Consider the following 11,008-nt stretch of genomic DNA (forward strand, 5'->3'; position numbering starts at 1 on the left):
CACAGGAGAAAAAGCTGTCCTCGCGAGGAAACAGCTGAGAACCCGCGGGTGGTCCTTTTGCTCTGGTGGTCGGCGGCTCAGCGGCTTTGCCGCTGACAGGACGAGGAAACCGGCCTCCGGTGCTGGTGTTGCGATGTCCCTCGTGGTCAGTCCTGGGGGGTCAGGTCGCCGGTGAGGTAGCGCTGCAGGTTGGGGGCCACCGCGGCCACCACGGTGTCGTGGTCGGCGGAGGCCAGCGGCTCCAGCTCCACCACGTAGCGGGTGATGCCGAGCCCGATGATCTGCGAGGCGCTGAGCGCGGCGCGCAGCTCCGGGCGGTCCATCCGCAGCTCCCGGACCAGCCGGTCGATGATCACGGTGGCGACGAACTCGCGCAGCATCCGCACCGCCGAGCGGTGCGAGGCGACGCTGCGCACGAGTGCGGCGAACGCCCGGCCGCCCGCCGCGTCCCACGCGCCGAGGAACCGGCGCAGCACGCGCTCGGCGAGCTGCTCCCGGTCCCCGGCCAGCAGTTCCGGGATGACGGTGGTGGGGTCGACGGGGATGTGCACGGCCGCGGTGAACAGGGCCTCCTTGCCGCCGAACCAGTGGTTGACCATCGCCGGGTCGACGCCGGCCCGGGTCGCGATCACGCGCACGGTCGCGTCGTTGTAACCGGATTCGGCGAAGACCTCGCGGGCCGCGGCGACCAGCGCGGCCCGGGTGTCCTGCCCGCCCGCGCGGCGCCCGCGCCGCTTCCGGCCGTCGTGCTCGCCGCGAGGACCCGGCGCGCCGGGGTCACCGCTGTCCCCGGAGCCGCCGTGCTCCCCGAGGTCGGCGTGGTCGAGGTCGTCGTCGTGGTCCCCGAGGTCGGCGTGGTCGTCGTGGTCGCTCCCACGGCCGGTGCCGCCGGGATCGCCGGTGCCGCTGTTCATCCCCGCCATCTTCGTCGCTGCCGGGTGCGGGCCGCAAAAGCCCGCCGCCCGACCGCTGCGACGCGCCCGGTGCGGGGTCGGCACAATGTGGACATGGTTGGCGACGGCGACATCGGCAGCATCACCCCGGACCGCGCGGAGTTCCGCGACCTGGCCGCCGGGCGGCGGGTCATCCCCGTCGTGCGGCGGTTGCTGGCCGACGACGAGACCCCGCTGGGGGTGTACCGGAAGCTCGCGGGCGACCGGACGGGCACGTTCCTGTTCGAGTCGGCGGAGAACGGGCGCTCCTGGTCGCGCTGGTCGTTCATCGGGGTGCGCAGCGCGGCCGCGCTGACCGCGCGCGACGGCGAGGCCTGCTGGACGGGCACGCCGCCGGTGGGCCTGCCGACCGGTGGTGACCCGCTGGAGGCGCTGCGGGAGACGGTGCGGCTGCTGCGCACCGACCCGCTGCCGGGCCTGCCGCCGCTGACCGGGGGCATGGTGGGCTACCTCGGCTACGACGCGGTGCGCCGCCTGGAGCGGCTGCCGGAGCTCACCGAGGACGACCTGCGCATCCCCGAACTGGTGATGCTGCTGGCCACCGACCTGGCCGCGCTGGACCACCACGAGGGCACGATCACCCTGATCGCGAACGCGGTGAACTGGGACGACAGCCCGGAGCGGGTGGACGCCGCCTACGACGACGCGGTCCGCAGGCTGGACGAGATGACCGAGCGGCTGTGCACGCCGTCGGCGCCGACGGTGGCCGCGTTCTCCCGCCCCGCCCCGGAGTTCACCCGCCGCCGCACCCCCGAGGAGCACCACCGGGCGGTGGAGGCGGCGAAGGAGGCGATCCGCGCGGGCGAGGCCTTCCAGGTCGTCGTCTCGCAGCGCTTCGAGATGGAGACCAGCGCCGACGCCCTCGACGTGTACCGGGTGCTGCGCACCACGAACCCGAGCCCGTACATGTACCTGCTGCGGCTGGCCGACCCCGAGGGCGGCAGCCCGTTCGACATCGTCGGATCCAGCCCCGAATCGCTGGTGACGGTCCGCGACGGCCAGGCGACGACGCACCCGATCGCGGGCACCCGCTGGCGCGGCGCCGACGAGGACGAGGACGCGCGGCTGGAGAAGGAGCTCAGCAACGACGAGAAGGAGCGGGCCGAGCACCTGATGCTGGTCGACCTGGGCCGCAACGACCTGGGCCGGGTGTGCCGCCCGGGCTCGGTGCACGTGGTCGAGTTCTTCCGGATCGAGCGCTACAGCCACGTCATGCACCTGGTCTCCACGGTCACCGGCACCCTGGACGAGGGCCGCACCGCGTTCGACGCGGTCACCGCGTGCTTCCCGGCGGGCACCTTGTCGGGCGCGCCGAAGCCGCGGGCGCTGGAGCTCATCGAGGAGCTGGAGCCGACGCGCCGCGCCCAGTACGGCGGGGTGGTGGGCTACCTGGACTTCGCCGGGGACGCCGACACGGCGATCGCGATCCGCACCGCGCTGGTGCGCGACGGGATGGCGTACGTGCAGGCGGGCGGCGGCATCGTCGCCGACTCGGACCCGGTGGCGGAGGACCAGGAGTCGTTGAACAAGGCGAAGGCGGTGCTGACCGCGGTCGCGACCGCGCAGACGCTGCGCGCCCCGGACACGCGCCCGGCGGACGTCGCGGAGCGGGTGTGACGGCGCAGCGCGAGACCTCGGCGCGGCTGCTGTGGTCGGTGGTGCTGCTGCTGGTGGCGGCCGCGGGGCTGCTGTGGGGTGCGAGCGCGCTGACCTGGGCGTCGCGGCAGTACCGCACCCCGTTCTCGGGCGAGGTGGACGCGGTGGCTTCGGGCGCGGTGGCGCGTCCGGAGCTGGTGCCGTTGGCGCTGGCCGCGCTGGCCGCGGTGGCGGCGGTGCTGGCGACCGGTGGCCTGCTGCGCCGCGTCGTCGGCGCGTTGACGCTGTTCGGCGGCGCGCTGCTGCTGTGGCGGGCGGGCACGTGGTGGTTCGCCGCGGCGGCCGAGTTCGTGCCGCCGGGGGTTCCGTCGGGCGGTGAGCCGGTGGGCGAGCCGTCCGCCGCGCCGTTCGGGCCGCTGCTGGTGGTGCTGGCCGGGCTGGCGCTGCTCGCGGCGGGAGCGCTGGTGGCGGTGCGCGCCGGCCGGATGCCCGCGATGGGCGCGCGGTACTCGGCGCCGGGTGCGGAGAAGCGGAAGTCCACCGATCCGGACAAAAGGCTGTGGGACGCCCTGGACGAGGGAGCCGACCCGACGGACGAGCGCTAGCGGCGCGCGCACCGTGGTCCCGGCACCGGTTCGGGTACGTCCGGGTGGCGGTGGGGAGTCCTGCGATCGGAGTCGGCAAGGGACGAAGGTCCTTGCTGTGCAGGGACGTTGTACCGACCCCTTGGGCGGAGGCCGCACCGCGCGGGGTTAGCATCGGCCATGCGAACGGCACGGCGGGAAGGGGAGTGTCGTGATCGAGCGCGATGAGTTCGTCTGCGTCATTGACGATTTTCGAGACCTGCGGGCGAGTGTTCGGGGCACGCGTGGCGAGGTGTTCGAGTGAGCGTTCTGGAATCCATCATCGAAGGCGTTCGCGAGGACATGGCCCTCCGCGAATCCGCCGTTCCGTTCGACGAGATCAAGCAGCGTTCGGCTGCGGCGCCACCGCCGCACGACGCGCTGGCCGCGCTGCGCGCGCCCGGTGTCGGCGTGATCGCGGAGGTGAAGCGGCGGAGCCCGTCCAAGGGTGAGCTCGCGGAGATCGGTGAACCGGCCGATCTGGCCGCGGACTACTCGGAGGCGGGCGCGCGGGTGATCAGCGTGCTGACCGAGCAGCGCCGCTTCGGCGGTTCGCTGGCGGACTTCGACGCGGTGCGCCTGAAGGTCCCGGCGACTCCGCTGCTGCGCAAGGACTTCGTGGTCAGCCCGTACCAGGTGCACGAGGCGCGCGCCCACGGCGCGGACATGGTGCTGCTGATCGTGGCGGCGCTGGAGCAGAACGCGCTGGAGGCCCTGCTGGACCGGGTCGAGTCGCTGGGCATGACCGCGCTGGTCGAGGTGCACACCGCCGAGGAGGCGGACCGCGCGCTGGAGGCCGGGGCGAAGGTCATCGGCATCAACGCCCGCAACCTGCACACCCTGGACGTGGACCGCGAGGTCTTCGGGCGGATCGCGCCCGGCCTGCCGCCGGAGGTGCTGAAGGTGGCGGAGTCCGGGGTGCGCGGCCCGAGCGACCTGATGGCGTACGCCGGGTCGGGCGCGGACGCGGTGCTGGTCGGCGAGGGCCTGGTGACCAGCGATAACCCGCGCGTCGCGGTGACCCAGCTGGTGACGGCCGGCTCGCACCCGGCCTGCCCGCGGCCCAGCCGCTGATCGAGCCGGGCCCGGCCACCGGTCGGGTTCGGCGCACCGCCCGGGCGCGGCCGGTGTCGCGGCGCCCGTGCCGGGAACCCGGGGTGGGTGACGCGCGGTGCGGTGCCGCCGCGGCGCGCGGCCGGATCCCCGGCGGCTGAGGACTACTAGAGAGGTGACCTAGATGGCGACGGTGCACGACGCGCAGCACGACCGCGCGCATCGGCCGGGCCGTCCGGTGCCCGAGGGGCATGACCCGGATGAGCGGGGCCACTTCGGCCCCTACGGCGGCCGGTTCATGCCGGAGGCGTTGATCGCCGCGCAGGACGAGCTGGCCGCGGAGTACGAGAAGGCGCAGCTGGACCCGGAGTTCGTGGACGAGCTGGCGCGGCTGCTGCGGGAGTACGCGGGCCGCCCGTCGCTGCTGACCGAGGCGAAGCGGTTCGGCGAGCGCGCGGGCGGGGCGCGGATCCTGCTCAAGCGCGAGGACCTGAACCACACCGGTTCCCACAAGATCAACAACGTGCTGGGGCAGGCGCTGCTGGTCAAGCGGATGGGCAAGCGGCGCGTCATCGCCGAGACCGGCGCCGGCCAGCACGGCGTGGCCACGGCGACCGCCTGCGCGCTGCTCGACCTCGACTGCGTGATCTACATGGGGAAGGTCGACACCGAGCGGCAGGCGCTGAACGTGGCGCGGATGCGGTTGCTGGGCGCCGAGGTGCGGCCGGTGGCGAACGGCTCGGCCACGCTGAAGGACGCGATCAACGAGGCGCTGCGGGACTGGGTCGCCAACGTCGAGGACACCCACTACCTGCTGGGCACGGCGGCCGGGGCGCACCCGTTCCCGGTGATGGTCCGCAACTTCCACAAGATCATCGGCGAGGAGGCCCGCGAGCAGTCGCTGGCGCAGTTCGGCGGCCTGCCGGACGCGGTGGTGGCGTGCGTGGGCGGCGGCTCCAACGCCATCGGCATCTTCCACGGCTTCATCGACGATCCGGGCGTGCGGCTGGTCGGTTGTGAACCCGCCGGGCACGGGCTGGACAGCGGCGAGCACGGCGCCACGCTCACCAAGGGCACGCCGGGCACGCTGCACGGCGCCCGCTCCTACCTGCTGCAGGACGAGGACGGGCAGATCACCGAGGCCTACTCGATCTCCGCGGGCCTGGACTACCCGGGCGTCGGGCCGGAGCACTCGTACCTGAAGGACGCCGGCCGCGCCGAGTACGTCGCCGTCACCGACGACGAGGCGATGCAGGCGTTCCGGCTGCTCTCCCGCACCGAGGGCATCATCCCGGCCATCGAGTCCGCGCACGCCCTCGCGGGCGCGCTGCGGCTGGGCCGCGAGCTGGGGCCGGACGCCACCTTGCTGGTGAGCCTGTCCGGCCGCGGCGACAAGGACATGGACACCGCCGCGAAGTACTTCGGCCTCGTCGACGAGTCGGGCGAGCCGGTGGCGGACGACGCAGACGGGGAGGCGGAGCGGTGAGCCTGCACGAGGTGTTCGCGGCCTGCCGCGCCGAGGACCGAGCGGCGCTGATCGGGTACCTGCCCGCCGGCTACCCCACGGTCGAGGGATCGAAGGAGCTGCTGGCGGGCATGCTCGCCGGTACCGACGACGCGCCCGGCTGCGACGTGGTGGAGGTCGGCGTCCCGTTCTCCGACCCGGTGATCGACGGGCCGACCATCCAGGCCGCCGGGGACGTGGCGCTGCGCGCCGGGTTCCGCATCCGGGACCTGTTCGACGTGGTGTCCTCGGTCGCCGACGCGGGCAAGCACGCCGTGGTGATGACCTACTGGAACCCGGTGCACCAGTACGGGCCGGACGCGTTCGCCCGCGACCTGGCCGCCGCGGGCGGGCTCGGCGTGATCACCCCGGACCTGGTGCCGGACGAGGCCGACGACTGGATGTCCGCCAGCGAGGCGCACGGCGTGGATCGGATCTTCCTGGTCGCCCCGTCCTCCACGGAACAGCGGCTGGCGATGACGGCGAAGGCCAGCTCCGGGTTCGTCTACGCCACCTCGGTGATGGGCGTGACCGGGGCGCGCGACACCGTGGGCGACCAGGCGGAAGGGCTCGTGCGGCGCACCCGCGCGCACACCGACCTGCCGATCGGGGTCGGCCTCGGTGTCCGCTCCGGCGAGCAGGCCGCGCAGGTCGCGAAGTTCGCCGACGGCGTCATCGTCGGCTCCGCGTTCATCAACCGCGCCGAGCAGGACGGTCCCGCGGGCGTCCGCGAGATCGCCGCCGAACTGGGCCGGGGAGTCCGCTCCCGCTGAAGCACCCGGGGTGAACGGCCCACCGGCTCGGACGGGCGGGCCGTTCACCTGGCGATGGGGGTGGCGCGGCGGACCGATACGGTGTTCGGGTGAGCGCGCACAACCTCGCTGCCCCGGCGACCTCGTTCCTGGCGAACATCCCGAGCCCCCCGCAGGGGGTGTGGTACATCGGCCCGGTGCCGCTGCGCGCCTATGCGCTGTGCATCATCGCCGGGATCGTGGTGGCGATCCTGTGGGGTGACCGGCGCTGGCAGGCGCGCGGTGGCCGCAAGGGCGTGGTCACCGACATCGCGGTGTTCGCGGTGCCGTTCGGGCTGGTCGGCGGTCGGCTCTACCACGTCGCGACGGACTGGTACAAGTACTTCGGCCCGGGCCGGAACCCGCTGGACGCGTTGAAGATCTGGGAGGGCGGCCTCGGCATCTGGGGTGCGGTGGCGCTCGGCGCGGTCGGTGCGTGGATCGGCTGCCGCAGGCGCGGCGTGCCGCTGGCGGCGTTCGCCGACGCGATCGCCCCGGCGCTGATCACGGCGCAGGCCATCGGCCGGTTGGGGAACTGGTTCAACCAGGAGCTCTACGGCAGCCCGACCTCGGTGCCCTGGGGCCTGGAGATCTACCGCCGGGTCAACGAGGACGGCATGGTCGACCAGATCTACGGCCGCGCCGTCGACCAGGGGGCGCCGCTGGCGGTGGTGCACCCGACGTTCCTGTACGAGCTGCTGTGGAACCTGCTGGTCGCGGTGCTCGTGGTGTGGGCGGACCGGCGGTTCCGGATGGGGCGCGGCCGGGTGTTCGCGCTGTACGTCGCCGGGTACACGGCGGGCCGGGTGTGGATCGAGATGATGCGCACCGACGCGGCCACGCACCTGCTCGGCATCCGCATCAACGTGTTCACCTCGCTGGTGGTGTTCGCGCTGGCGGTGATCTACCTGCTGGTGGTGCGCGGGAAGCGGGAGGACCCGGAGCTGTTGCGCGGCAGGCCGCTGCCGGGCGACGACGACTACGACGGGGAGACCGGCGCGGCCGGTTCCGGCGGGGCGACGCGGGTCGACGCGAAGAACCGGGACGACGAGCCCGATGCGGCGAAGCCCGAACCCGCGCAGCCGGACGAAGCGCAGCCCGACGAAGCGCAGCCCGACGAAGCGAAGTCCGAACCCGCGGAGTCCGGCGATGCCGAGCCGGACGAGAAGGCCGCCGCCTCGAAGCCGGCGGACGAGAAGGCCGACCGGCCCAAGGAGACCTCCGCCGCCACGAGCGAGAAGAGCTCCGAGGACTCCGACCGCGACGAGTGACCCGCACCGTTCGACGACGGCCGCGCCACCGGTTCCCCGGGGCGCGGCCGTCCTCGTACGAGCGGATCGCCCGTTCTCGGGCAGCGGTGCCGCCGACGAGCACCACCCGCCTCGGGAGAGGTCAGCCGCCCCGCACCGGCGCGATCACCGGTGTTCCGTCGGGAGCGGTGAGCACCACGACCCGCGCGTCGTAGTGCTCGGTGAGCACCGCCGGGGTGAGCACGTCGGCGGGCGGTCCGTGCGCGGCGGTGCGGCCGTCGGCGAGCAGCAGCAGCCGATCGGCGTACTGCGCGGAGATGGTCAGGTCGTGCAGCGTCGTGACGACGGTGGTGCCCAGTTCGCGCCGCAGCTCGTCGACCAGGTCCAGCAGCGCCTGCGCGTGCCCGAGGTCGAGGCCCGTGGTCGGTTCGTCCAGCAGCAGCACCCCGGACCGCTGAGCCAGCGCCCGCCCGAGCACGGCCCGCTGCCGCTCGCCCCCGGACAGCTCCGCCAGCGGTCGCCGCGCCAGCCCGGCCAGGTCGAGCCGTTCGACGACGTGCTCGACCACGGCGAGGTCGCCGCGCCTCTCCCGCCCGAGCGGTCCGAGGTGCGGGGTGCGGCCGAGCAGCACGTAGTCGGTGACGGTGAGCCCGGGCGGCAGCTGCGGGGTCTGCGGCGAGTAGGCCAGCAGCCGGGCCCGTTCGCGGCGACCCGCCCGGTGCAGCGGCCTGCCGCCGACGAGCACGTCCCCCCGGTGCGGCAGCAGCCCGGCGACGGCCTTGAGCAGCGTGGACTTCCCGGACCCGTTGGGCCCGATGACGGCGAGCCAGCCACCGGCGGGCACCTGCGCCGACACCCCGGTCAGCGCGGTGCGCCGCCGGTACCCGGCGGTCAGGTCGCGCACCCGCAGCTCGGTCATGCGCGCCTGCTCCGGTGCAGCAGCAGCGCGAAGAACGGCGCGCCGGTGAACGCGGTGATCACCCCGATGGGCAGTTCGGCGGGGGCGAGGACGCTGCGCGCGAGCACGTCGGCGAGCACCAGGAACGCCCCGCCGAACAGCAGCGACAGCGGAACCACGATCCGGTTGCCGCCGCCGAAGGCGAGCCGGACCAGGTGCGGGACGACGAGCCCGACGAACCCGATGAGCCCGGCGACGGACACGGCGGCGGCGGTGGCCAGCGAGGCGGCGAGCAGCACGACGGCGCGGACCCGGCCGGGGTGCACGCCCAGCGAGGCGGCCTCCTCGTCGCCGGTGCCGAGCACGTCGAGCAGCCGGGCGCACGCCCACAGCACCCCGCCGGAGACCACGAGCAGCGGCAGCACCAGCAGCACGTCCCCCCAGCCCGCGGTGCTCAACCGCCCGAGGATCCACATGTAGACCTGCTGCAGGCTCTCCAGCCGCAGCTGCTGCAGGAAGGTCTGCCCGGCGGACAGGAACGCGCCGACGGCGACTCCGGCGAGCACGAGCGTCGCGGCCCCGCCGCCCGCGGCGCGGCCCAGCAGCCAGGTGGTGGCGACGCCGCCGAGCGCACCGGCGAACGCGGCGGCCTGCGCGGCCCCGGGCACCCCGGCGGCGCCCGGCAGCACCGTGATCACGAGGGTGACGGCGAGCCCCGCCCCGCTGGCCGCGCCGAGCAGGTACGGGTCGGCGAGCGGGTTGCGGAACACGCCCTGGAAGGCGGCGCCGGACACGGCGAGCGCGGCCCCGACGAGCGCCCCGAGCACCGCGCGCGGCACCCGCAGCCGCCACAGGATCGCCGCTTCCCGCTCGGACAGCGGGGAGTGCCCACCGGTGAGCTGGGCGCCGAGCTCGGCGAGCACCCGGGTCCAGCCGAGGTCGGCGGCCCCGAGCAGCACCGAGACCAGCAGGGCCAGCAGCAGCGCCGCGACGCCCGCCAGCAGCGGGACGGGCCGCAGCCGCGTCGTGCCGCGCACCCGGCTCAGGGCCGCTGGGCGCGGGACACGGAGTCGGCGACCGCGCGCACCAGGTCGACCACGCGCGGTCCCCAGCGCCCGGCGACGTCCTCGTCGAGCGTCACGACGCGGCGCTCCCGCACGGCGGTGAGGGTGTTCCAGCCGGGGCGGGCGGCGACGGCGTCCGCGGTGGCGCCGCAGCACTTCGAGTCGGCGAGGAAGATCAGGTCGGGGTCGGCCTGCACGATCCGCTCCTGCGCGAGCTGCGGGTACTCGCCCTCGGCGTCGTCGGCGATGTTGCGGAGCCCGAACAGGCCGTAGACGTCGCCGATGAAGCTGCGCGAGGTGGCGGTGTAGAAGTCGGGGCTGAGCTCGTGGAAGTAGGTCAGCGGTTCCGGCGCCTTCGGCGTGTCGGCGACGATCTTCGCGATGTCGGCGCGCATCCGGGCCGTGACGTCCCGCGCCTGCCTGCTGTGCCCGGTGGCCTGGCCGAGGGTCTCGATCTGCGCGTAGGCGTCGTCCAGCGACGTCGCGGCGGGCGTCACGAGCACCGGGATCTCCAGCTCGCGCAGCCCCTCGACGAGCTTCCCGGCGCCGTCGGGCGCGATCACCAGGTCCGGGTCGTGCCCGGCGACGGTCGCGGCGTCGCTGCTGAGCGCGTTCAGCTCGGTGCGGGGGGCGTCGGCGGGGAAGGAGGAGGACCGGTCGGCGGCCTCCACCTGGTCGCCCGCGCCGATGGCGTAGAGCGATTCGGTGGCGGTGGGGCTCAGCGACACGATGTGCTTGGGCTGCTGGGGCAGCGTGATCGGTTCCTGGCCGTCGAGGGCGATCTGCGCGGGGAACGCGGCCGCCGGGTCCTCGACGGGGGCTTCGGGTGCCGGGGAGGGCGTGCGCGTGGCGCACGCGGTGCCTGCGAGCAGCAGGGCCAGCACGGTCAGCAGCAGGGCGGGGAGGCGGCGGAACCCGAGCATGGCGTCCTCGTGGTCGGGCCGGTGCGCCACGGGTGCGCACCGGGTGCGGTGGCGGACGGCGACGCCCGCGCGAACGCACCGGAATTCGCTGCCGCGAGCGCCCCGAGCTGGAAAGGTACCAGGAGCTGATCGTCCTGCCCGGTCGCCGGGTGCCCAGGGGTTCCGCGGGCCCGCGGGGTTGACGCGGTTCGGTCGGACGTCGGAATATTCACGCGGGCCGAGAGCTGACTTGCGGTGCTGCTGCCGGGTATCGTGCTTGTTAAGGTTCGTCGAAATCCGGGGTCGCGGTCTCAATCCTGGGTTGCGGTTCCAACCCGGGGTCGCGGTCCCAGGCGCTCGTGGCCTTCCCCGGT

At 74.2% G+C, this 11,008-nt stretch carries 10 protein-coding genes; 6 read left to right on the forward strand and 4 right to left on the reverse strand.

The window, feature by feature from the left end; all coding sequences use genetic code 11:
- Positions 1-146 precede the first annotated feature (146 nt).
- The gene (locus H1226_RS07295) at positions 147-914 is read right to left on the reverse strand and encodes a TetR/AcrR family transcriptional regulator (RefSeq protein ID WP_258347998.1); all 768 of its coding nucleotides are present in this window, start codon (positions 912-914) and stop codon (positions 147-149) included.
- 93 nt (positions 915-1,007) lie between these two features.
- Between H1226_RS07295 and H1226_RS07300 the strand changes: the two genes are divergently transcribed.
- From H1226_RS07300 to lgt, 6 genes are all read left to right on the forward strand, one after another.
- Positions 1,008-2,570 carry an anthranilate synthase component I gene (locus H1226_RS07300; RefSeq protein WP_224959546.1) on the forward strand — a complete coding sequence of 521 codons (1,563 nt, stop codon included), beginning with the start codon at positions 1,008-1,010 and terminating at the stop codon, positions 2,568-2,570.
- Positions 2,567-3,154: a Trp biosynthesis-associated membrane protein gene (locus H1226_RS07305; protein ID WP_258347999.1), complete on the forward strand. Its 588-nt coding sequence runs from the start codon at positions 2,567-2,569 to the stop codon at positions 3,152-3,154. The genes H1226_RS07300 and H1226_RS07305 overlap by 4 nt, the downstream gene beginning before the upstream one ends.
- Before the next feature lie 279 nt (positions 3,155-3,433).
- Positions 3,434-4,246: an indole-3-glycerol phosphate synthase TrpC gene (gene trpC / locus H1226_RS07310; RefSeq protein ID WP_224966855.1), complete on the forward strand. Its 813-nt coding sequence runs from the start codon at positions 3,434-3,436 to the stop codon at positions 4,244-4,246.
- A 163-nt stretch (positions 4,247-4,409) separates the two neighbouring features.
- Positions 4,410-5,711, forward strand: a complete 1,302-nt coding sequence (gene trpB / locus H1226_RS07315) for a tryptophan synthase subunit beta (RefSeq protein WP_258348002.1) — start codon at positions 4,410-4,412, stop codon at positions 5,709-5,711.
- Positions 5,708-6,502: a tryptophan synthase subunit alpha gene (gene trpA / locus H1226_RS07320; protein WP_258348004.1), complete on the forward strand. Its 795-nt coding sequence runs from the start codon at positions 5,708-5,710 to the stop codon at positions 6,500-6,502. Before trpB ends, trpA begins: the two co-directional genes overlap by 4 nt.
- A gap of 89 nt (positions 6,503-6,591) precedes the next feature.
- Positions 6,592-7,791, forward strand: coding sequence for a prolipoprotein diacylglyceryl transferase (lgt, locus tag H1226_RS07325; protein WP_258348006.1), 1,200 nt, complete (start codon positions 6,592-6,594; stop codon positions 7,789-7,791).
- A 121-nt stretch (positions 7,792-7,912) separates the two neighbouring features.
- On the opposite strand, the gene H1226_RS07330 is transcribed toward lgt, so the two are convergent.
- The 3 genes from H1226_RS07330 to H1226_RS07340 are packed head-to-tail and all read right to left on the reverse strand — an operon-like array spanning position 7,913 to position 10,685.
- Complete coding sequence (locus H1226_RS07330; RefSeq protein WP_258348008.1) at positions 7,913-8,689, reverse strand: ABC transporter ATP-binding protein; 777 nt, start codon at positions 8,687-8,689, stop codon at positions 7,913-7,915.
- Positions 8,686-9,705 (reverse strand): FecCD family ABC transporter permease, encoded by a 1,020-nt coding sequence (locus H1226_RS07335; RefSeq protein WP_258348009.1) that lies wholly within the window; start codon positions 9,703-9,705, stop codon positions 8,686-8,688. Before H1226_RS07335 ends, H1226_RS07330 begins: the two co-directional genes overlap by 4 nt.
- Before the next feature lie 5 nt (positions 9,706-9,710).
- On the reverse strand, positions 9,711-10,685 hold the full coding sequence (locus tag H1226_RS07340) for an ABC transporter substrate-binding protein (protein ID WP_309148789.1): 975 nt from the start codon (positions 10,683-10,685) through the stop codon (positions 9,711-9,713).
- Positions 10,686-11,008: the final 323 nt, after the last annotated feature.

This window comes from Saccharopolyspora gregorii, from assembly GCF_024734405.1.
Classification (GTDB): Bacteria; Actinomycetota; Actinomycetes; order Mycobacteriales; family Pseudonocardiaceae; genus Saccharopolyspora_C; species Saccharopolyspora_C gregorii.

What these genes read in the sequence shown, in the direction of transcription:
- H1226_RS07295 (WP_258347998.1), bottom strand. Translation starts at nt 914, where the DNA reads ATGAACAGCGGCACCGGCGATCCCGGCGGCACCGGCCGTGGGAGCGAC.
- H1226_RS07300 (WP_224959546.1), top strand. Translation starts at nt 1,008, where the DNA reads ATGGTTGGCGACGGCGACATCGGCAGCATCACCCCGGACCGCGCGGAG.
- trpB (WP_258348002.1), top strand. Translation starts at nt 4,410, where the DNA reads ATGGCGACGGTGCACGACGCGCAGCACGACCGCGCGCATCGGCCGGGC.
- H1226_RS07330 (WP_258348008.1), bottom strand. Translation starts at nt 8,689, where the DNA reads ATGACCGAGCTGCGGGTGCGCGACCTGACCGCCGGGTACCGGCGGCGC.